This is a genomic window from Pseudomonas aegrilactucae (assembly GCF_019168305.1).
In the GTDB taxonomy this organism is placed as follows: Bacteria; Pseudomonadota; Gammaproteobacteria; order Pseudomonadales; family Pseudomonadaceae; genus Aquipseudomonas; species Aquipseudomonas aegrilactucae.
The window spans coordinates 80,425-100,697 of record NZ_JAHTBI010000001.1 but is presented as its reverse complement, the minus strand read 5'-3'; the positions used below and the strand labels follow the sequence as shown (position 1 = coordinate 100,697).

The 20,273-nt window shown below is 63.1% G+C and carries 20 protein-coding genes; 9 read left to right on the top strand and 11 right to left on the bottom strand.

The genetic code is table 11. From position 1 onward, the window contains the following. Positions 1-9: 9 nt before the first annotated feature. The gene (gene purE / locus KUO17_RS00465) at positions 10-501 is read right to left on the bottom strand and encodes a 5-(carboxyamino)imidazole ribonucleotide mutase (RefSeq protein ID WP_217973097.1); all 492 of its coding nucleotides are present in this window, start codon (positions 499-501) and stop codon (positions 10-12) included. 211 nt (positions 502-712) lie between these two features. Continuing rightward, positions 713-1,624, bottom strand: coding sequence for a LysR substrate-binding domain-containing protein (locus KUO17_RS00460; RefSeq protein WP_217973096.1), 912 nt, complete (start codon positions 1,622-1,624; stop codon positions 713-715). 178 nt (positions 1,625-1,802) lie between these two features. On the opposite strand from KUO17_RS00460, the gene aspA reads away from it, so the two are divergent. Further along, positions 1,803-3,227, top strand: a complete 1,425-nt coding sequence (gene aspA, locus KUO17_RS00455) for an aspartate ammonia-lyase (RefSeq protein ID WP_217973095.1) — start codon at positions 1,803-1,805, stop codon at positions 3,225-3,227. Positions 3,228-3,316: 89 nt separating this feature from the next. Here the strand turns inward: aspA and KUO17_RS00450 are convergent, their stop codons facing one another. Next, entirely contained in the window at positions 3,317-3,715 is a 399-nt protein-coding gene (locus tag KUO17_RS00450; RefSeq protein WP_217973094.1) for a hypothetical protein, read from the bottom strand. A 263-nt stretch (positions 3,716-3,978) separates the two neighbouring features. Here KUO17_RS00450 and KUO17_RS00445 point away from each other — a divergent pair, with 263 nt between their 5' ends. Then, on the top strand, positions 3,979-5,394 hold the full coding sequence (locus KUO17_RS00445; protein WP_217973093.1) for an alanine/glycine:cation symporter family protein: 1,416 nt from the start codon (positions 3,979-3,981) through the stop codon (positions 5,392-5,394). 7 nt (positions 5,395-5,401) lie between these two features. Here KUO17_RS00445 and pdxR read toward each other — a convergent pair whose 3' ends face one another. After that, a complete protein-coding gene (gene pdxR, locus KUO17_RS00440) occupies positions 5,402-6,931 on the bottom strand; it encodes a MocR-like pyridoxine biosynthesis transcription factor PdxR (RefSeq protein WP_217973092.1) in 1,530 nt (509 codons plus the stop codon). Between the two features lie 107 nt (positions 6,932-7,038). On the opposite strand from pdxR, the gene KUO17_RS00435 reads away from it, so the two are divergent. Both KUO17_RS00435 and KUO17_RS00430 read left to right on the top strand, forming a co-directional pair. Next, complete coding sequence (locus tag KUO17_RS00435; protein WP_217973091.1) at positions 7,039-7,485, top strand: GNAT family N-acetyltransferase; 447 nt, start codon at positions 7,039-7,041, stop codon at positions 7,483-7,485. Between the two features lie 14 nt (positions 7,486-7,499). Then, positions 7,500-8,174 carry a GNAT family N-acetyltransferase gene (locus KUO17_RS00430; RefSeq protein WP_217973090.1) on the top strand — a complete coding sequence of 225 codons (675 nt, stop codon included), beginning with the start codon at positions 7,500-7,502 and terminating at the stop codon, positions 8,172-8,174. 4 nt (positions 8,175-8,178) lie between these two features. Here the strand turns inward: KUO17_RS00430 and KUO17_RS00425 are convergent, their stop codons facing one another. After that, entirely contained in the window at positions 8,179-9,078 is a 900-nt protein-coding gene (locus KUO17_RS00425) for a homocysteine S-methyltransferase family protein (protein WP_217973089.1), read from the bottom strand. Positions 9,079-9,187: 109 nt separating this feature from the next. Here KUO17_RS00425 and KUO17_RS00420 point away from each other — a divergent pair, with 109 nt between their 5' ends. Then, positions 9,188-10,009 (top strand): ABC transporter substrate-binding protein, encoded by an 822-nt coding sequence (locus KUO17_RS00420; RefSeq protein ID WP_217973088.1) that lies wholly within the window; start codon positions 9,188-9,190, stop codon positions 10,007-10,009. Beyond that, the gene (locus KUO17_RS00415; protein ID WP_217973087.1) at positions 10,006-10,821 is read left to right on the top strand and encodes an amino acid ABC transporter permease; all 816 of its coding nucleotides are present in this window, start codon (positions 10,006-10,008) and stop codon (positions 10,819-10,821) included. The genes KUO17_RS00420 and KUO17_RS00415 overlap by 4 nt, the downstream gene beginning before the upstream one ends. Before the next feature lie 36 nt (positions 10,822-10,857). Here KUO17_RS00415 and KUO17_RS00410 read toward each other — a convergent pair whose 3' ends face one another. The 4 genes from KUO17_RS00410 to KUO17_RS00395 form a co-directional block, all read right to left on the bottom strand. Further along, positions 10,858-11,133, bottom strand: a complete 276-nt coding sequence (locus KUO17_RS00410) for a helix-turn-helix domain-containing protein (RefSeq protein ID WP_217973086.1) — start codon at positions 11,131-11,133, stop codon at positions 10,858-10,860. Beyond that, complete coding sequence (locus KUO17_RS00405; protein ID WP_217973085.1) at positions 11,130-12,455, bottom strand: type II toxin-antitoxin system HipA family toxin; 1,326 nt, start codon at positions 12,453-12,455, stop codon at positions 11,130-11,132. The genes KUO17_RS00410 and KUO17_RS00405 overlap by 4 nt, the downstream gene beginning before the upstream one ends. 216 nt (positions 12,456-12,671) lie before the next feature. Continuing rightward, the gene (gene oadA, locus KUO17_RS00400; protein ID WP_217973084.1) at positions 12,672-14,480 is read right to left on the bottom strand and encodes a sodium-extruding oxaloacetate decarboxylase subunit alpha; all 1,809 of its coding nucleotides are present in this window, start codon (positions 14,478-14,480) and stop codon (positions 12,672-12,674) included. Between the two features lie 11 nt (positions 14,481-14,491). Then, entirely contained in the window at positions 14,492-15,907 is a 1,416-nt protein-coding gene (locus tag KUO17_RS00395; RefSeq protein WP_217973083.1) for an acetyl-CoA carboxylase biotin carboxylase subunit, read from the bottom strand. Positions 15,908-16,112: 205 nt separating this feature from the next. On the opposite strand from KUO17_RS00395, the gene KUO17_RS00390 reads away from it, so the two are divergent. After that, entirely contained in the window at positions 16,113-17,060 is a 948-nt protein-coding gene (locus tag KUO17_RS00390; RefSeq protein ID WP_217973178.1) for a LysR family transcriptional regulator, read from the top strand. On the opposite strand, the gene KUO17_RS00385 is transcribed toward KUO17_RS00390, so the two are convergent. Beyond that, positions 17,002-17,220: a DUF1835 domain-containing protein gene (locus tag KUO17_RS00385; protein ID WP_217973082.1), complete on the bottom strand. Its 219-nt coding sequence runs from the start codon at positions 17,218-17,220 to the stop codon at positions 17,002-17,004. The two genes, KUO17_RS00390 and KUO17_RS00385, sit on opposite strands and share 59 nt — an antisense overlap. 221 nt (positions 17,221-17,441) lie before the next feature. After that, positions 17,442-18,308, bottom strand: a complete 867-nt coding sequence (gene hexR / locus KUO17_RS00380) for a transcriptional regulator HexR (protein WP_163972305.1) — start codon at positions 18,306-18,308, stop codon at positions 17,442-17,444. A 107-nt stretch (positions 18,309-18,415) separates the two neighbouring features. Here hexR and zwf point away from each other — a divergent pair, with 107 nt between their 5' ends. Further along, a complete protein-coding gene (gene zwf, locus KUO17_RS00375; protein WP_217973177.1) occupies positions 18,416-19,858 on the top strand; it encodes a glucose-6-phosphate dehydrogenase in 1,443 nt (480 codons plus the stop codon). Between the two features lie 89 nt (positions 19,859-19,947). Next, positions 19,948-20,265, top strand: a complete 318-nt coding sequence (locus tag KUO17_RS00370; RefSeq protein WP_217973081.1) for a hypothetical protein — start codon at positions 19,948-19,950, stop codon at positions 20,263-20,265. Positions 20,266-20,273: the final 8 nt, after the last annotated feature.

The following is a 20,273-nucleotide window of genomic DNA, read 5'->3' as shown; positions in this document are numbered from 1 at the left end:
CGTGTGACCTCAGGCCTGGCGCGGGTCTGGATTGTCCAGAACGTTGTCTGTCTGCTCAGCGCGGAACTGTTTCAGAACGGTATGGAACTGCGGGTGCCTGGCGCCCAGGATGCTCGCCGACAGCAGGGCGGCGTTGATCGCACCGGCCTTGCCGATGGCCAGGGTGGCAACCGGGATGCCCGCCGGCATCTGCACGATCGACAGCAGCGAATCGACGCCCGAGAGCATGGCCGACTGCACCGGCACACCGAGCACCGGCAGGTGGGTCTTGGCGGCGCACATGCCCGGCAGGTGGGCCGCGCCACCGGCACCGGCGATGATCACCTCGATGCCACGGCCTTCGGCCTCTTCGGCGTACTGGAACAGCAGGTCCGGGGTGCGGTGGGCGGAGACCACCTTCACTTCGTAGGGAATGCCGAGTTTTTCCAGCATATCGGCGGTGTGGCTAAGGGTGGACCAATCGGACTTGGAGCCCATGATCACGCCAACCAGTGCACTCATCGTCGAGCCTCTTCTCTTGGGCGCCTTCAGGCGCGTCAAAAAACAACAAGCCACGCAGGACGACCGGCGTGGCTTGTTATGCGAATTAGGGCCGGGTGTACCGACCGAAGGCCGCGAAGTATATCGCAAAGCAGTGCGTTTAATGCACCCCGGCGACCAACTGTCGGCCTTATTTTTCGGGCTTTTTGCGCGATGCAGGCTGACTCTGGAGTCAGGCCGGCGCGGTGGCCGACCCGCCCTCCAGCTTGCGCCACAGTAGCCGCACGTTGGCCTTGCGCACCAGGGCGCAGCGATACAGGCGGATTTCCAGCGGTACATGCCATTGCGCACCGCCACAGATCACCAGCTCGCCGCGCTCCAGCTCCGCGCGTGCCGACAGCCGCGGCACCCAGGCAATGCCCAGGCCCTCCAGCGCCATGCCCTTGAGGCTGTCGGCCATGGCCGTTTCGTAGAGGGTGGTAAAGCGCAGGTTGCGCTGGCGCAGCAGCAGGTTGACCGAGCGCCCCAGGAAAGCCCCGGCGCTGTAGGCCAGCAACGGCACGCTGGCATCGTTTTCCAGGTCGAACAGCGGTTTGCCGTCGGCATTCGCAGCGCACACCGGCAGCATCTCGGTGTGCCCCAGGTGCAGCGACGGGAAGATCTCGGCGTCCATCTGCAATGCCGCATCCGGGTCATAGAACGCCAGCATCAGGTCGCAGCCGCCTTCGCGCAGCGCGTGCACCGCATCACCGACGTTGGTCGCCACCAGACGCGTGGCGATGTTCAGGCCGTCATTGCGCAGCTGCGCGATCCAGCGCGGGAAGAACCCCAGTGCCAGCGAGTGCGCTGCCGCCACCTGGATCACCTCGCCCTGCCCGCCTTCCAGATGGTGCAAGTGGCGCAGCACTTCGCCCAACTGGTCGACCACCGTGCGCGCCGTCACCAGAAACAGCTGGCCGGCGGCGGTCAACTCGATGGGGGTGCGCGAGCGGTTGACCAGGGTAAGCCCCAGCGCCGCCTCCAGGCTGCGAATGCGCCGGCTGAACGCCGGCTGGGTGACGAAGCGCCGCTCTGCCGCCTGGGAGAAGCTGCGAGTGGCGGCCAGGGCACTGAAATCTTCCAGCCATTTGCTTTCGAGGTTCATCGCGTTCTCCAGGCACGCACCAAAATGGCACACGCTCGAATGTCGGTTGGCGTCACATGGATCATTATGCCGTTTGTGCATAGGTTAGCGCGCAACAGCATTGGCCGCAAAATCCGCGCAGGCCTAGGATTGGCGCCATTCCGGCATGTGCCGGGCCTAACTCGAGATGATATCTATCATGTCCGCTGCTGCATCGTTCCGTGTCGAAAAAGACCTGCTTGGCACCCTCGAAGTCCCTGCTGATGCCTACTACGGCATCCAGACCCTGCGTGCTGCCAACAACTTCCACCTCTCTGGCGTGCCGTTGTCGCACTACCCGAAAATGGTTGTCGGCCTGGCCATGGTCAAACAGGCGGCCGCTGACGCCAACCGCGAGCTGGGCCACCTGAGCGATGCCAAGCACGCTGCCATCAGCGAGGCCTGTGCCCGCCTGATCCGCGGTGACTTCCACGAGCAGTTCGTGGTCGACATGATTCAAGGCGGTGCTGGTACCTCCACCAACATGAACGCCAACGAAGTGATCGCCAACATCGCGCTGGAAGCGATGGGTCACCAGAAGGGCGAGTACCAGTACCTGCACCCGAACAACGACGTGAACATGGCGCAGTCGACCAACGACGCCTACCCGACCGCCATCCGTCTGGGCCTGCTGCTGGGCCACGATGCGCTGCTGGCCAGCCTCGACAGCCTGATCCAGGCCTTCGCTGCCAAGGGTGAAGAGTTCAGCCACGTACTGAAGATGGGCCGTACCCAGCTGCAGGACGCCGTGCCGATGACCCTGGGCCAGGAATTCCGTGCCTTCGCCACCACCCTGACCGAAGACCTGAACCGCCTGCGCACCCTGGCACCGGAAGTGCTGACCGAAGTCAACCTGGGCGGTACTGCGATCGGTACCGGCATCAACGCCGACCCGGGCTACCAGGCCCTGGCCGTACAGCGCCTGGCGCTGATCAGCGGCCAGCCGCTGGTTCCGGCTGCCGACCTGATCGAAGCCACCTCCGACATGGGCGCCTTCGTGCTGTTCTCCGGCATGCTCAAGCGCACCGCAGTCAAGCTGTCGAAGATCTGCAACGACCTGCGCCTGCTGTCCAGCGGCCCGCGTACCGGCATCAACGAGATCAACCTGCCAGCGCGTCAGCCAGGCAGCTCGATCATGCCCGGCAAGGTCAACCCGGTTATCCCCGAAGCGGTCAACCAGGTGGCGTTCGCCATCATCGGCAACGACATCGCCCTGACCTTCGCCGCCGAAGGCGGCCAACTGCAGCTGAACGTGATGGAGCCGCTGATCGCCTACAAGATCTTCGACTCGATCCGCCTGCTGCAACGCGCCATGGACATGCTGCGCGAGCACTGCATCGTCGGTATCACTGCCAACGAACAGCGCTGCCGTGAACTGGTCGAACACTCGATCGGCCTGGTCACCGCCCTGAACCCGTACATCGGCTACGAAAACGCCACCCGTATCGCCCGTATCGCGCTGGAAAGCGGCCGCGGTGTACTGGAACTGGTGCGTGAGGAAGGCCTGCTGGACGAAGCGATGCTCAACGACATCCTGCGCCCGGAAAACATGATTGCACCGCGCCTGGTTCCGCTCAAAGCGTAACCACCGCCGTACTGCCGCTCACCAGGTTGAGGGACTAGACACCTCTCACCTTTTGAGGGCCCTGGAACATTGTTCCAGGGCCCTTTTTTTTATGCCTGCCGATAAGGCTGCAGCTCGACGTTCAGGAATGACGCGCTGCTGAAGACTTCCTTCATCGACCAGCCGACAAAGCTGAGCCCGGCGCCCACGATCACGCTCGCCACGTTGCCCAGGTAGTAGTAGGCACCGAGCACACTGAGGGTCCACCCCAGGGTCGCGGCGATGACCACCCCTTCGGTCAACTTCGCACGGGTAAGCCGACGCGTCATCGCCTGGTAGTCGGCATCGCCCAGCATCAGCCCCTGATCGCAGGCCTGGCAGGTAATCGGCTGCCTGCCCATGAGGGTTTCGAGTTGTTGCTCATCAGGCACCCAGAGGTGCGCGCACGCCGCGCAGTTCAGGTCCACCGCCGCGCACAGGCGTTCTTGCGCCGAAAGGTATTTTTGCATGTGCAGGTCCGTTGCCCAGCGATCCAAAGATGGCCGCGATGGTAACGGCTGGCGGACCAGCTGCCCATATTTTGCAGACGCGCAGGCCCTGCACCGGTATAGTGCGCGCCCTCTGGCCTGTGGCCGAGCGCGCAACACAACACCTGAACACACTTCGCGAATCATCGCGTCACGCCTCCCCTCCTCTTGTCCCACCGCACGGGTCAGCATCCCGGGGCTTGGCGTTGCCGTTGATTCGCCACCGGTTAAAGCGAGGAAATTCCATGCTTGAAGTCATCAACGACTTCCTCTCGGGCAAGGTACTGATCGTGCTGATTGTCGGTCTGGGCAGCTACTTCACGATCCGCTCGCGTTTCGTTCAACTGCGTCACTTCTTCCACATGTTCGCGGTGTTCCGCGACAGCCTGAAAAGCAGCAGCGACCAGCTCAGCTCGTTCCAGGCACTGATGCTCAGCCTGGCCGGCCGGGTCGGCGCCGGCAACATCGCCGGCGTCGGCATCGCCGTGACCCTGGGCGGGCCTGGCGCGGTGTTCTGGATGTGGGTCACCGCACTGGTGGGCATGTCCAGCAGCTTCATGGAATGCACCCTGGGCCAGCTGTACAAGCGTTGCGACGCCGACGGCCAGTACCGCGGCGGCCCTTCGTTCTACATTCAGCACGGCCTGGGCAAGCGCTGGCTGGGCAGGGTCATGGCATTCCTGCTGCTGGTGACCTTCGGCTTCGCCTTCAACGGCCTGCAGTCCCATGCCGTGACCCACTCACTGCATGATGCCTTCAACCTCGACACCACCTACGCCGGCATCGGCCTGGCCGTGGCGCTGGGCCTGGTGTTCATCGGCGGGATCAAGCGCATCGCCGCGGTGGCCGACCTGCTGGTACCGGTCAAGACCCTGGTGTACATCGGCGTGACCGTCTACGTCATCGTGCTGCAGTTCGACCAGGTGCCGGCCATGCTGATGACCATCGTCAACAGCGCCTTCGGCCTCGACCAGGCGTTCGGCGGGCTGGTGGGCAGCGCGATCATCATGGGTGTGAAACGCGGCGTGTTCGCCAACGAAGCAGGCCTGGGCAGCGCGCCCAACGTGGCCGCCGTGGCCCAGGTCGAGCACCCGGTGGCCCAGGGCGTGGTGCAGGCGTTCAGCGTGTTCCTCGACACCTTCGTGATCTGCACCTGCACCGCCTTGCTGATCCTGCTGTCGGGCTTCTACACCCCGGGCTTCGAAGGCGACGGCATTGCCCTGACGCAGAACTCGCTGGCCGCCGTGGTGGGCGACTGGGGGCGCATGTTCATCAGCGTGGCGCTGGCGCTGTTCGTGTTCACCTCGATCCTCTACAACTACTACCTGGGCGAGAACAACCTGCGCTTTCTGGTGGGCGACAGCCGCAAGGCGCTGATCGGCTACCGCGTGCTGGTGCTGGTGCTGATCCTGTGGGGCGCGATCCAGAACCTGGCCACGGTGTTCGCCTTCGCCGATATCACCATGACGATGTTGGCGTTCGTCAACCTGATCGCGGTGGCGCTGCTGTTCAAGATCGCCCTGCGGGTGCTGCGCGACTATGACGCGCAGCGGGCGGCGGGCGTGAAGACGCCGGTGTTCGATTCGGCGCAGTTCCCTGATCTGGACCTGGATACCCGCGCCTGGCCAGCCAGGGCCGACGCAGACCCGCTCAAGCGCTGACCTGGGCTCAAGCGGCCCAGGCATGCGCCAGACGCGCCAGGGCCTGGGCGATCGCCGTCTCGTGCACGGCGGCGAAGCCGAGCACCAGCCCGGCACGCGAGTCTTCAGGGGCCGGCGTGTCCGGCAGCCAATAGTCGCTCAGGGCGTTGATATCGACGCCCACCGCGCCCGCGCGGGCGATCAGGTCCTGTTCCCGCGCCCGGCTGTCCACATCGATCTTGAGGTGCAGCCCGGCGGCGACGTCGGGCAGGGGCGCCATGCCGGCAACGTTCGCAGGCCAACCCGCCAACAGCGCATCGCGCCGACTCAGCGCCGCCCGGCGCATGCGACGGATGTGACGCTGGAAATGCCCCTTGGCCATGAACTGCGCCATCACCGCCTGGGTGCCGACCTCCGAATGGCGCACCGCCAGTGCCCGAAAGCGCGCGAACGCCTGCACCAGCGGCGCGGGCAATACCAGATAACCCAGACGCAACGCCGGGAAGGCGATCTTGCCGAAGGTGCCCACGTACAGCACCCGCCCGCTGCGGTCCAGCGCCGCCAGCGGTGCCAACGGCGCGCCGCTGTAGCGGTACTCGCCGTCGTAATCGTCCTCGATGACCCAGCTGTCGTTGCGCGTGGCCCAGGCCAGCAGTTCCAGGCGGCGCGCCAGGCTCATGGTGACGCCCGTGGGGTACTGGTGCGCGGGCGTCACATAGCTGAGGCGACAGTTCGTCAGCTCATCCAGCGCAGCGCACTTCAGCCCGTCCTGATCCACGCCTACGCCGTGTACCCGCGCACCCGCCATGGCGAAGGCTTTTCCGGCAGCGCGATAACCGGGGTTTTCCACAGCCACCCCGTCCCCTGGCGTCAACAGCAGCTGTGCACAAAGGCTAATTGCCTGCTGCGCACCACTGGTGATCACAATTTGTTCAGCCGTACAGGAAAGCCCGCGCGATCGGCGCAGATAGGTGGCGATCAGCTCGCGCAGCAACGGATCACCGGCCGGGTCACCATAACCGAGCGAGGCCGGGTCGGGATTTCGCCAGAAACCCGCCTGCAGCTTGGCCCAGACCTCGAACGGGAACAGGTCGAAGGCCGGCAGCCCCACCTGAAAAGCACGGGGAGCACCCGGTACAGGGGCAGACAAATGGTTGTCCCGCAGACGATCCAACACGTCACTGTGGATAACTTTACTGGATGAATCCTCAGTGAAATCAAGCGATTTTGTGGATAACCCTGTTGATAAACCCAGGGATAACCCTGTGGACAGTTTTGTGGATAGTTTTGGCAGCTGGCTGACGTAGGTGCCATCGCCCACCCGGCTTTCGATATAGCCTTCGGCGTACAACTGGTCGTAGGCACGTACTACGCTGTTACGTGAGAGCCCCAGCAGCGTTGCCAGGTCCCGCGTGGCCGGCAACCGCGTGCCGCTGCCCAGCCGCCCGTCGAGTACTCGCACACGCAGCGCCTGGTACAGCTGGCGGCTGAGCCCCAGCCGGCGGTCGAGCACGATGCCGGTGGGGTCGAAGGGCAAGGCCAGGGGTTCTCTGCGCATGGATATTGGACCTGTCAAATAAGCCTGAAATGGCTCTTACCATAAGCCAATAGCCTGCCTAGCATGGAGCCATTCGCCAACCCCTGTCACCCGTGAAGGATCCTGTGATGTCTACCGTTACCCTGCGTGCCGTGAATGCCGATGACCATGCTGCCTGGCTGCCCTTGTGGCAGGCGTACCAGCGCTTCTACGAAACCCGTATCGAGGATGCGGTCAGCGCCGTGACCTGGCAGCGCCTGCTGGACCCGAACGAGCCGACCCACGCCGCGCTGGCCTGGGTCGACGGCAAGGCGGTGGGCATGGTCCACTGGATCTACCACCGCTCCAACTGGACGGTGGAAAACAGCTGCTACCTGCAGGATCTGTACGTGGACGCCAGCCAGCGGCGCGGCGGTGTGGGCCGCCAGTTGATCGAACATGTGTACCACGCGGCGCGCCAGGACGGCTGCGCCAAGGTGCACTGGCTGACCCACGAAACCAACGCCAGCGGCATCTCGCTGTACGAACAGGTGGCCGAGCGCCCAGGCTTCATCCAGTTTCGCAAAGCCCTGTAATCGGAGCAGTCCCCATGAGCACACCGTTGAACTGGCGCCCGGCCAGAGCGCCGCAGCCCACGCCCCTTGCGGGGCGCTTCATCCGCCTGGAAAAACTCGACCCGCGGCGCGACCGCGAGGCCCTGTGGGAGGTGTTCCAGGGCCCTGGTGCAGACCAGACGCTGTGGAAGTACCTGGCCTACGGCCCGTTCACCGAACGCGAAGACTTCGACCATTGGCTGGACAGCAATGCGGCCAGCGCCGACCCGCTGTTCTACAGCGTGATCGACCTGGCCAGCGGGCAGGCCGAGGGCATTCTCAGCCTGATGTCGATCGTGCCGGAGCAAGGGCGCATCGAAATCGGCCACATTGCCTTCGGCGCCGCGATGCAGCGCACGCCCAAGGGCACCGAGGCGGTCTACCTGCTGGGCAAGCAGGCGTTCGAGCTGGGCAATCGGCGCCTGGAATGGAAGTGCAACAACGACAATGCGCGCTCCAGGCGTGCGGCCGAGCGTTTCGGGTTCCAGTTCGAGGGGGTGTTTCGCAAGCACATGGTGATCAAGGACCAGAACCGCGACACGGCCTGGTACTCCATCCTTGATGAGGAGTGGCCGGCGATTGCCGCCGGCTTCGAACGCTGGTTGAGCGAGCAGAACCAGCGCCCCGAGGGTCAACTCAGAACGCTGCAAGCCTGCCGTAGCGGCGCCTGAGCCTTCAGCGCAGGTTCTGCGCCAGCACCGCGATGTGCTCCGGACCGATACCACAGCAGCCGCCCAGGTGGCTGGCGCCACGTTGGCGCCAGTCGGCGGCCCACTTCAGGTAGCCCGGCGGGTCGAGGTCTTCGCGCAGTTCGTCCAGGCCATCGTTGGCCTTGGCATCCTTGGGTTGCGGCGGGAAGGCATTGGCATAGGCGCCGATGGCAATGTCCGCGCCCAGGCGCTCGAAGGTGGCCTTGGCCGCGTCGATCGCCGCGCCGATCACTTCCGGCTGGCTGCAGTTGAACAGCAGCGCCTGCACGCCCAATGCGGCCACCGCCTCGGCGGCTTCGGCCACCGGCTCGCCGGAGCGCAGGCGTGGCACGTCATCCACGTCTTCGTCCTGCAGCGTGAACGACACCCAGAAGGGCTTGCCATCCTGGGGCAGGCCGGCACGGATGGCCTGCACTTCGATGATTGCGCTCTGGGTTTCGGCCAGCCACAGGTCGACGTGCTCGGCCAGGCCTTCAACCAGTGGCTTGAGCACTTCGCCGGCACGCGCGGCATCGTAGAGGTCGGGACGGTAGGAACCGAACAGCGGCGGCAGCGAACCCGCGACGCGCACCGGCGCCGCGCTGGCATCGGCGGCGGTACGGGCCAACTGCCCGGCGGTGCTGGCCAGCGCACGGCCTTCATCGGCAAAGCGCTGCTCACCGATATGGAACGGAACGACGGCATAACTGTTGCTGGTGATGACCCGGGCGCCGCTGGCGATGTACGCAGCATGCACCGCAACCACGGCCTCTGGCGCCTCGCTCAGGGCCAGTGCCGACCATTCCGGTTGACGGAACGGCGCGCCTCGGCGCTGCAGCTCCCGCCCCATACCGCCATCGAGAATCACCAACGACTTATCGGCCATATAACTTCCGCTTCTATATATATGAATAAAACTTACTAGTAGGTTAATTATTATAACTATTTAATGCAGGACCCGATTTATTTAACAACTCTTTTTTCTGGTGAACTTCATGCGACTTTCCACTTTGCTGGGTGCCGGCCTGCTGGCCCTGAGCGCCTCTACCCAGGTTTTTGCCGGTGCCACCCTGGACCGCGTGGAGTCGCGCAAGGAAGTGGTCGGGGTGCTGATGGAAAGCTACCCGCCGTTTTCGTTCCTGAACGACCAGAACCAGCTGGACGGCTTCGACGTCGACGTGGCCAAGGCCGTGGCCGAGAAGCTGGGTGTGAAGCTGCGTCTTGAGACGCCATCCTGGGACGTGATCGCCGCCGGTCGCTGGAGCGGTCGCTACGACATCTGCATCTGCTCGATGACCCCGAGCAAGGCACGCGCCGAAGTCTTTGACTTCCCGGTGCAATACTACGCCTCGCCTGCCGTGATCGTGGTCAACGCCAAGGACGAACGCATTCATTCGGCCAAGGACCTGAGCGGCCTGAAGGTCGGCCTGACCAGCGCCTCCAGCTACGAGAGCTACCTGAACAAGAACCTGGTGATCGAGGGGGCTGAAGACCAGCAGTTGCAGTACCCGTTCGAGAACGTGCAGATTGCCCCGTACGACACCGACAATGTCGCCTTCCAGGACCTGGGCCTGGGCGCTGGTGTGCGCCTGGATGCCATCCTCACCAACCTGGTTACCGCGCAACCGCGCCTGGACCAGGACAAGCGCTTCAAGCTGGCCGGCGTGCCGCTGTACGAAGAGCCGAACTCGGTAGCCATCGAGAAAGGCGACGCGCAGTGGGATGCCAAGGTTCGCCAGGTGTTTGCCGAGCTCAAGCAGGACGGCACCCTGACCAAGCTGTCGCAGAAGTGGATCGGCGCCGATATCAGTAAATGAGTGCTTACGAACGTTTAGTGGTCACCCTCGCGGGGTTCAGGCGCCTGTTCGGCTTTCGCACACGCCTGTACCTGACCTGGCTCGCGCTGTTTCTGCTGTTTGTCGCGTTTTTCCTGAGCTTTGACCTGAAGTTCTCGATCATTGCCGACAAGTTCCCCAACCTGGCCGGTTTCAGGCTGGGGCCCAACGGCTTTCTGCAGGGTGCGGCGCTGACCTTGTTCGTGTGCCTGTGCTCGATCGTCGTATCGGTGCTGCTGGGGTTTGCTGCGGCACTGGCGCGCTTGTCGAGCAGCGCAGTGCTGTTTGGCGTGGCCAGCTTCTATACCTCGTTCTTTCGCGGCACACCGCTGCTGATCCAGATCATGCTGATCTACCTGGGCCTGCCGCAGTTGCAGATAGTGCCAGGGGCGATTACCGCCGGGGTCGTGGCGCTGTCGCTGAACTACGGGGCGTACCTGAGCGAGATCTTCCGCGCCGGCATCATCGGCGTGGCGCAAGGCCAGCGGCAGGCAGCACTGGCGCTGGGCATGCGCCCGGCGACGATCTTCTGGAGCGTGACCCTGCCCCAGGCGATGCGCACGATCATTCCGCCGACCGCCAACCAGTTCATCTCGATGCTCAAGGATTCATCACTTATTTCGGTGATGGGGGTGTGGGAAGTGATGTTCCTGGCGCAATCCTATGGCCGTTCCAGCTATCGCTACCTGGAGATGCTGACCACGGCGGCGGTGATCTACTGGCTGCTGTCGTTCGGCCTGGAGCTGGTGCAGGCGCGGCTGGAGCGGTATTACGGCAGGGGATACCAGCGTTAGGTGCGCTGCACCCTTCGCTGGCAAGGGGGCGCGCCTCTACAGCGCACGGGGCCGCTTGACCACGCCCATCTGCAAGCCGAAAGGCCGGAACACGGCATTCAATGACTTCAGCGTCGGGTTGCCCTCACCCTGTTCGATCTGGATGAGGGTGCGCACCGAGATCTTGCACATGCGCGCAAACTGGGCCTGGTGCAGCTTCGCCACTTCTGTGCGCAGACGCCGTACCGCCGCCCCCAGTTCCAGCGTGCCATCGGCAATGCCTTCACGCACGCTTTCGATCAGCAGGCCGCGAACTTCGATCGAGACCGTCATATCAGTGCCCATTCCTTCATGCGTTGCTCGAGGTTTTTCAGGGCAATGGCCGGGTGATTCATCACGCTCGCGGGCAAGCCGCTTTCGCTAAGCAAATCAGGCAACCCCATCAAGGCCTGGGCATCGCTGCGCAAACGCTCGAAGGCATGCTGGGGGTCGATCAACGGCGCCAGGCTTTCGCAGGCAGCGCGCCAATCGATCTCCCCAGCGCGCTCCACCATCAACGGCCATTTGGTCGTGCGAGTGATGCCTTCGGCGTCCATTACCATGGGCGCGAGGTCATAGATCGGTGCCAGCCGAAGGCTGTCGACTGTGCGAATGATTGCAGTGTTGCGTCCATGATTATCCGAGTTGCCCAGTATTTTGTTGATCAGGTCGCGGCGCATGTAGTCGGCGATCAAGTCGGGCACTTCGGCGCTCTGCCCCGCGTCGCGCCACAGCTTCACCAGCATGCCGATGACGCGCACATGCTCCATTCGGCTGCCTGGTACCGTGATCCCAGCCAGCGAATAGATCGACTCCACCGCCAGGCGCTCTACCCCCTGCTCATCTACGCGACGATCAAAGCGCTTCATCCACAGGCTGGGCTTGCTGCCTTCCTCTAGCGCCAGTTCTGAACTGGCCACCGTCTCGATGCCTACGGCGTCCAGCGCCTTGTAATACAGGTACTCGGCCCGCAGGATGTCCTGGTCATTGTTAAGCGCCTGGTTGCGGGAAAACTTCACGAACCAGTGGCAGGTGGCTTCGCTGTCTGGAAGCACCGCATCCGGGTACAGGCGCCCATTCCAGCCCTCGGTGAGCAGCAACTTGGGTGCTTCGCCACCGGCACCCGTAGCGCCGCCAATCGCCGCGCCTTGCTCATACGCGTACTCCAGAAAACGCTGATCGCGGGTCACTACTTCCTCACGGGTAAACCCCATGGGCGCCGTCGTGTCCACCAGCGCCATTGACTCCTTGACGCGCAAGTTGCCGATGGGCGCCGGGGTGCTGCGCGCCAGCAGAAACATGTCATCGCTCAGGCCCGCCGGCTTGTCGTGGCCGATATGCTTGAGCAGAAAGCGCCTGGCCGCGCCCGAAGGTGCAATGTCATGGATAAAGGCAGGCGCCTGTGGCATCCGGTGAGAGTCGAAATCCACCGGTAATCTGGCACTTACCGCATGGCAGAAGGTGCTCTGGTAGGCATCGAGGTTGGCACGGATGTAGTCCGACGTATAAGCCATCTCGCACGACCCCAGAAAACCATTTTCTGGCCGGGCGAAGTTGAGGACCATTGCGTCCTGCCATTTTCCGTCGGCATGGAGCTGCAGTGTGATCAGGTGCATAAGGGAGCCTGCAATTTACTGCACGTTCAATAAGGAGGCGTGCGCCGCTTCTGCAATATAGTGCAATTTTATGTGATCAGAACGGTTTACTCTGCATTAAAATACACTCGATAAATCACAACCGCAGCAAAAACTGCATTAAAACGCAGATATGAAGGCAAAAAAAGGGGAGCATTTGCTCCCCAGAGGTTAACCGCTTGCAGATGAAGGCGTTATTCAGCCTTCGATCTCGATCAGGATCTCACCCGGGTTGACCCGGTCGCCCTTGGCCACATGGATGGCGGTAACCTTGCCGGCAATGGCCGATTGCACTTCGGTCTCCATCTTCATCGCCTCGGTGATCAGCACCGCCTGGCCGGCCTTGACCGTGTCGCCTTCCTTGACCAGCACATCGACGATGTTGCCCGGCATGGTGGTGCTGACATGGCCCGGCGCGCTGGCCTGCTTGCGCTTGCTGCTGCCACCGCCGACGAACTCGTTGAGCGGCTCGAACACCACTTCTTCGGGCATGCCGTCGATGGACAGGTAGAAGTGACGCTTGCCTTCGGCCTTGACGCCCACACCGGTGATGTCGACGCGGTAGGTCTCGCCGTGCACGTCGATGACGAACTCGGTCGGCACGCCCTCGCCCCCGGCCGAGGCCACGGCGCCGGCTTCCGGAATCGGCAGCAGTACTTCAGGGGTCAGCGTGCCGGCTTCGCGCTCTTCGAGGAACTTGCGCCCGATGTCCGGGAACATGGCGAAAGTCAGCACGTCCTCTTCGGACTTGGCCAGGCTGCCGATGTCGGCCCGCAGCTTGGTCATTTCCGGCTTGAGCAGGTCGGCGGGGCGCACGTCGATCACGTCTTCGCTGCCGATGGCCTGGCGGCGCAGCGTCTCGTCGACCACCCCCGGCGCCTTGCCGTAGCCACCCTGCAGGTACAGCTTCACCTCGTTGGTGATGGTCTTGTAGCGCTCGCCGGCCAGCACGTTGAAGAACGCCTGGGTGCCGACGATCTGCGAAGTGGGCGTGACCAGCGGCGGGAAGCCAAGGTCTTCACGCACCCGCGGGATCTCGGCCAGTACTTCGTTCATGCGGTTGAGCGCGCCCTGCTCCTTGAGCTGGTTGGCCAGGTTGGAAATCATGCCGCCCGGCACCTGATTGACCTGCACACGGGTGTCGACGGCGGTGAACTCGCTTTCGAACTGGTGGTACTTCTTGCGCACGGCATAGAAGTACAGACCGATTTCCTGCAGCAGTTGCAGGTCCAGGCCGGTGTCGAACTCGCTGCCCTTGAGCGCCGCCACCATCGACTCGGTGCCCGGATGGCTGGTGCCCCAGGCGAAGCTGGAGATGGCGGTGTCGATATGGTCGGCGCCGTTCTCGATGGCCTTGAGCTGACACATGGCGGCCAGGCCGGCAGTGTCATGGCTGTGGATAAATACCGGCAGCGACTGTTCGGCCTTGAGCGCCTTGACCAGTTCGCCGGTAGCAAACGGGGTCAGCAAGCCGGCCATGTCCTTGATCGCGATGGAGTCGCAGCCCATGGCTTCCATCTGCTTGGCCTGGGCCACAAAGGCCTCGGTGGTGTGCACGGGGCTTGTGGTGTAGGCGATGGTGCCCTGGGCATGCTTGCCGGCCGCTTTCACAGCCTCGATGGCCACGCGCAGGTTACGCACGTCGTTCATGGCGTCGAAAATGCGGAACACGTCGATGCCGTTGACCGCCGCCTTGGCCACGAACGCCTTGACCACGTCATCGCTGTAATGACGGTAGCCGAGCAGGTTCTGGCCGCGCAGCAGCATTTGCAGGCGGGTGTTGGGCAGCGCGGCGCGCAGCTTGCGCAGGCGCTCCCATGGGTCTTCCTTGAGGAAGCGTACGCAGGCGTCGAAGGTCGCGCCGCCCCAGACTTCCAGCGACCAGTAGCCGACCTTGTCGAGCTTGTCGCAGATCGGCAGCATGTCGTCGGTACGCATGCGGGTGGCCAGCAGGGACTGGTGAGCGTCGCGCAGAATCGTGTCGGTTACGAAAATTTTCTTGGACATTGTAGGGTTCCTCACAGGCCTGCGTGGGCGGCAATGGCGGCGGCGATGGCCAGGGCCAGCTCTTCGGGTTTGCGCTTGATCGAGTAGTTGGTCAGTTCAGGGTGGCTTTCAACAAAGCTGGTATTGAACTGGCCGCTACGAAATTCCGGGTTGCGCAGGATTTCCTGGTAATACGCCGCAGTGGTCTTGACCCCCTGCAGACGCATGTCGTCCAGGGCCCGCAGGCCGCGGTCCATGGCTTCGTCCCAGGTCAGTGCCCAGACCACCAGTTTCAGGCACATCGAATCGTAGAACGGTGGAATGGTGTAGCCGGTGTAGATTGCCGTGTCGGTGCGTACGCCCGGGCCGCCGGGGGCGTAGTAGCGGGTGATCTTGCCGAAGCTGGGCAGGAAGTTGTTTTTCGGGTCTTCGGCGTTGATCCGGAACTGCAGGGCGAAGCCGCGGTGCTGGATGTCCTCCTGCTTGACCGACAATGGCAGGCCCGAGGCAATGCGGATCTGCTCGCGCACGATGTCGATGCCGGTGATTTCCTCGGTGATGGTGTGCTCCACCTGCACCCGGGTGTTCATTTCCATGAAGTACACCTCGCCATCGGCGAGCAGGAACTCCACGGTACCGGCGTTCTCATAGCCAACGGCCTTGGCCGCACGCACCGACAGGTCACCGATGTAGGCACGCTGTTCGGGAGTCAGCTGCGGGCTGGGGGCGATCTCGATGAGCTTCTGGTTGCGCCGCTGGATCGAGCAGTCACGCTCGAACAGGTGCACCACGTTGCCAAAGCTGTCACCGAGGATCTGCGCCTCGATGTGCTTGGGGTTGACGATGCATTTTTCCAGGAAGACTTCGGCCGAGCCGAACGCCTTGGTGGCTTCGGAGATCACCCGCGGGAAGGCCTGCTCCAGTTCTTCACGGCTGTTGCAGCGGCGAATGCCGCGACCGCCACCACCCGAGGTGGCCTTGAGCATGACCGGGTAACCGATGCGGTCGCCCTCTTCCAGCGCCTCGTGGATATCGGCCACGTTGCCTTCGGTGCCCGGCGTGACCGGTACGCCGGCCTTGATCATGCTGCGCCGCGCTTCGGTCTTGTCGCCCATGCGGCGAATGACTTCAGCCGAGGGGCCGATGAACTTGATCCCGCGCTCGGCGCAGATATCCGCCAGCTCCGCGTTTTCCGAAAGGAAACCATAACCTGGGTGCAACGCATCACAGCCGGTTTCCACCGCCAGGTTCACCAGCTTGCGCGGGTTCAGGTAACCGGCCAGCGGTTCGGCACCGATGCTGTGGGCCTCATCGGCACGCTTGACGTGCAAGGCATGGCGGTCGGCGTCGGAATAGATCGCCACCGAACGGATACCCATCTCGGCGCAGGCACGCACGATCCGTACTGCGATTTCACCCCGGTTGGCGATCAGGATTTTTTTTATCACTGGAGTCTTCCCAAAGCCGTTGGTAACAAACGAACCGGCAACACCGGTCGGCGCGTGACCAGACGTTGCTGGCCAGTCGTGTAATCACCCTAGCGCCGAACGTGAATAAACAAAAATCAATATTTGTTGGGGGCAGCATTAGCAATTGCTTATAGTGCCGTAACAGGGTTTTGCCGAGGCAACGGGAAAGATGCGTAAGTCATTGATGCGTATGACATTGCGTCAATTGCAGATCTTCAATGAGGTGTGTGATTTACGTTCGTACAGCCGGGCCGCCGAGGAGATGTCGCTGACGCAACCCGCCGTTAGTCTACAGATCCGTCAGCTCGAAGAACTGGTGGGCCAGCCGCTGTTCGAGTACGTGGGCAAGAAGCTCTACCTCACCGAGGCCGCCGAGGCGCTGCAACGTGCCAGCCGCGATATTTTCGGGCGCCTGGAAAGCCTCGACATGCAACTGTCGGACATGCAGGGTTCGCTGCAGGGCCAGCTCAAGCTGGCGGTGGAATCGAGCGCCAAATACTTCGTGCCGCACCTGTTCGCCGCGTTCAAGCGCCTGCACCCGGAAGTCAACCTGACCCTCACCGTGGTCAACCGGGCCCAGGCCATCCGGCGCCTGTCAGACAACCGCGACGACCTGATCATCATGTCGATGGTGCCGCAGGACATGGGCCTGGAGTTCCTGCCCTTTCTGAACAACCCGATTGTAGCCGTGGCGCCGCCGGACCATGCGCTGTGCAAGCTCGACAGCCTGCGCCTGCAAGATCTGGAGCCGCATACACTGCTGGTGCGCGAGCAGGGCTCGGGCACGCGCAAGGCATGCGAGGAATACTTCAAGGAAAAGCGCGTGCATTTCACCCAGACGCTCGAGGTGGCCTCGGCCGATGCCCAGCGCGAGTGCGTGATTGCCGGCCTGGGGATTGCCCTGTTGACCCGTCATGCACTGAACATGGAACTGGCTGCCGGGGTGCTGCGCGAACTGCCGGTGGAAGAGTTGCCGCTGTACCGCAGCTGGTGCGTGGTGCAGGCCAAGGCCAAGCGGCAGTCGCCGGTGGCCCTGGCCTTCGCTGCGTTCATCCGCAGCGAACGTGTGCAGATCAGCGCGCTGGTTGAGCGTTTCTCGGGGAAGTTGCCGCCGACACCTGCCACACCGTGACAGCTTGCAGTTCGGGGTAGTCGGCGATTTGCTGCAACAGCTGGCGCTGTTCGGAGTAGCTTTCGATCGCGCGGCGGAATTCCATGCGGCGCTGATCCTTTTCCTGCTGCTTGCGGGACTTGGCGTTGGGTTGGTGCGAGCCATCGAATTCACGGGTCATGTGCGCGTCTCCCTGGTCGAGTGCGGGGAGTTTCAGCGTGCCCGGGAGGCGTTACGTTTTAGCGGCGCAGCGGTGACAGAATCGTGAACAATCGCAATCGGCGGCGCAGCCATTCGCTGGCAAGCCAGCTCCCACAGGAACAGTCCATGCCTTGAGAGCGCTGAATACTTTGTGGGAGCTGGCTTGCCAGCGAAGGCGTCAGCCCGGGCAGTGAAGCACGATCAGTCGTCCAGCGCCTTGATCGACTTGGGCGAGAGCCGCAGGCTGCGCAAGCTGCGCTTGACGCTCTTGAGGTGGTTGACCAGGCTCGGCCCGCGCGCCATGGCCACGCCCATCGCCAGCACGTCGATCACTACCAGGTGGGCGATACGCGAGGTCAGCGGGGTGTAGATCTCGGTGTCCTCATGCACGTCGATGGCCAGGTTGACCGTCGACAGCTCGGCCAGCGGGGTCTGGCTGGGGCACAGGGTAATCAGCGTGGCGCCGCTCTCTCGCACAAGGTTGGCGGTGATCAGCAGGTCTTTGGAGCGCCCCGACTGGGAGATGCAGATGGCCACATCGCCGGGCTTGAGCGTCACTGCCGACATCGCCTGCATGTGCGGGTCGGAATACGCGGCGGCGGTCAGCAGCAGACGAAAGAACTTGTGCTGCGCATCGGCCGCCACCGCGCCGGACGCACCAAAGCCATAGAATTCCACACGCTGGGCCTGGGCCATGGCGGTCACGGCACGCTGCAAGGCCTGGGCATCGAGGTGCTCGCGCACTTCCATCAGGGTGTGCAGGGTGGTGTCGAAGATCTTCAGGCTGTAGTCAGCCACCGAGTCGTCTTCATGAATCGCGAACTGGCCGAAACTCGCACCCGCCGCCAGGCTTTGCGCCAGCTTGAGCTTGAGGTCCTGAAAGCCGGTGCAACCGATCGCCCGGCAAAAACGCACGATGGTCGGCTCGCTGATCCCGACGTTGTGCGCCAGGTCGGCCATGGAGCTATGCATGACAGCCGCCGGATCCAGCAATACGTGATCGGCAACCTTCAGTTCCGATTTGCGCAGCAGATGGCGTGACTGGGCGATGTGTTGCAACAGATTCAAGGGCAGGACTCGGTTATGATCGGCTGACCGGGGTGTTGTAGCTTTCTTGTAGTTATACTACATGACCGGCGACCCGCCCAGCTAAACGATCTTGGAGAGTGGTTGTATTGACTATCCCGTGCGACATTCTGGTGTTCGGCGGCACCGGCGATCTGGCCCTGAACAAACTGCTTCCGGCGCTCTACCACCTGCTGCGCGAAGGTCGCCTGCACAACGCCGTACGGATCATTGCACTGGCCCGACGCGCCCTGCCGCGCGCCGCATTCCTCACGTTGGTCGAGCGCCGTTGCCGCGCGCAGATTGCCCCCCAGGACTTCAGCGACGAGGTCTGGCACCGCTTCTCCACGCGTCTGGACTACTTTTCCATGGACGCCTCGCAAAGCGCCGACTTCGGGCGCCTGGCACGCTATCTCGGTGAACCGGGCGGGCTGACGCGGGTGTACTACCTGGCCACCGCCCCCAACCTGTTCGTGCCGATCGCCACCCACCTGCAAGTCGCCGGCCTGGTCGACAGCGAAGCGCGCATCGTGCTCGAAAAGCCCATCGGCCACTCCCACGAGTCGGCCACCGCGATCAACAGCGCCATCGGCGCGGTGTTTGCCGAGCCCCAGGTGTTCCGTATCGACCACTACCTAGGCAAGGAAACCGTGCAGAACCTCATGGCGCTGCGGTTCGCCAATGCGCTGCTGGAACCGGTGTGGCGCAGCAACCAGGTCGATCATGTACAGATCAGCGTATGCGAGACCCTGGGCGTAGAAAACCGCGGCAGCTATTACGACCGCGCCGGCGCCACCCGCGACATGCTGCAGAACCACCTGCTGCAACTGCTCTGCCTGGTGGCCATGGAACCGCCGGCACAGTTCGAGGCCGAGGCGGTGCGTGACGAGAAAGTGAAGATCCTCAAGGCGCTCAAACCCATCACCGGCCAGGATGTGCAGGACAAGACGGTGCGCGGGCAGTACAGCGCCGGCAAGATCGGCGGGCAGGAGGTGCCGGCGTACTACTTCGAGAAAGATGTCGACAATGACAGCGATACCGAAACGTTCGTCGCGGTTGAAGCCCACATCGACAACTGGCGCTGGGCCGGTGTCCCGTTCTACCTGCGCACGGGCAAACGCCTGGCCAAGCGCTCCTCGCAGATCGTCATCCAGTTCAAGCCGGTGCCGCATCGGCTGTTCGACGGCGACCAGGCCAACCAGTTGCTCATCCAGCTGCAACCGGACGAGCGCATCAGCCTGCAGATGATGACCAAGGCGCCCGGCAAGGGCATGCGCCTGGAGCCTGTGGAACTGAACCTGAACCTGGCCCAGGTGTTCGGCCAGACGCGGCGCTGGGACGCTTACGAACGCCTTCTGCTGGATGTGCTGGAGGGCGACTCGACGTTGTTCATGCGCCGCGACGAGGTCGAGGCCGCGTGGGCCTGGGTGGATCCGATACTGACCGGCTGGCAGGAACATTTTCAGGCACCGCGCCCTTACCCGGCCGGCTCCAATGGCCCGGACCAGGCCCACAGCCTGCTCGCGCACCAGGGACGCGCCTGGCACGGTTGAAACCTTTCCGGCTGCCCTGCACGGCGGCGCTGTTCGATAGTGGGCACGCAACACGACAGCCCCATCACTATTGAACGAGGTACAAAGGAATGTACGTAAAAGCACACCGCTTGACCGCCCAGAACGACCAGATGCCAGGCAATGTCAGGTTTCGCGTCCATGGCACCGTGACGGTCGCCACGTCGGCCATCGTGCCGGTACTGGTCAAGCGTGAACATCAGGACAAGTCGCATGCCCTGGCGCTTGAGTTGAAGCTGGAAAACGTGGATGCACTGGCTGCGCAGGTCATCACCGAACGCGCCGTCAGTTTCGAAATGGCCGGCGACCACAGCAACATTCCGAAAGTGGATATCTTCCACGACGGCAAGCTGCTGGTGAGCCTGGACGAGATTGTGCTTACCCACTGACCGGTGAG

Coding starts and splice junctions, on each gene's coding strand:
- KUO17_RS00385 (WP_217973082.1), bottom strand. CDS start 17,220: ATGACCCGTGAATTCGATGGCTCGCACCAACCCAACGCCAAGTCCCGC.
- KUO17_RS00415 (WP_217973087.1), top strand. CDS start 10,006: ATGAGTGCTTACGAACGTTTAGTGGTCACCCTCGCGGGGTTCAGGCGC.
- KUO17_RS00405 (WP_217973085.1), bottom strand. CDS start 12,455: ATGCACCTGATCACACTGCAGCTCCATGCCGACGGAAAATGGCAGGAC.
- KUO17_RS00445 (WP_217973093.1), top strand. CDS start 3,979: ATGCTTGAAGTCATCAACGACTTCCTCTCGGGCAAGGTACTGATCGTG.
- KUO17_RS00435 (WP_217973091.1), top strand. CDS start 7,039: ATGTCTACCGTTACCCTGCGTGCCGTGAATGCCGATGACCATGCTGCC.
- oadA (WP_217973084.1), bottom strand. CDS start 14,480: ATGTCCAAGAAAATTTTCGTAACCGACACGATTCTGCGCGACGCTCAC.
- KUO17_RS00450 (WP_217973094.1), bottom strand. CDS start 3,715: ATGCAAAAATACCTTTCGGCGCAAGAACGCCTGTGCGCGGCGGTGGAC.
- purE (WP_217973097.1), bottom strand. CDS start 501: ATGAGTGCACTGGTTGGCGTGATCATGGGCTCCAAGTCCGATTGGTCC.
- KUO17_RS00460 (WP_217973096.1), bottom strand. CDS start 1,624: ATGAACCTCGAAAGCAAATGGCTGGAAGATTTCAGTGCCCTGGCCGCC.
- KUO17_RS00425 (WP_217973089.1), bottom strand. CDS start 9,078: ATGGCCGATAAGTCGTTGGTGATTCTCGATGGCGGTATGGGGCGGGAG.
- KUO17_RS00370 (WP_217973081.1), top strand. CDS start 19,948: ATGTACGTAAAAGCACACCGCTTGACCGCCCAGAACGACCAGATGCCA.
- KUO17_RS00430 (WP_217973090.1), top strand. CDS start 7,500: ATGAGCACACCGTTGAACTGGCGCCCGGCCAGAGCGCCGCAGCCCACG.
- KUO17_RS00420 (WP_217973088.1), top strand. CDS start 9,188: ATGCGACTTTCCACTTTGCTGGGTGCCGGCCTGCTGGCCCTGAGCGCC.
- KUO17_RS00390 (WP_217973178.1), top strand. CDS start 16,113: ATGCGTATGACATTGCGTCAATTGCAGATCTTCAATGAGGTGTGTGAT.
- aspA (WP_217973095.1), top strand. CDS start 1,803: ATGTCCGCTGCTGCATCGTTCCGTGTCGAAAAAGACCTGCTTGGCACC.
- pdxR (WP_217973092.1), bottom strand. CDS start 6,931: ATGCGCAGAGAACCCCTGGCCTTGCCCTTCGACCCCACCGGCATCGTG.
- KUO17_RS00410 (WP_217973086.1), bottom strand. CDS start 11,133: ATGACGGTCTCGATCGAAGTTCGCGGCCTGCTGATCGAAAGCGTGCGT.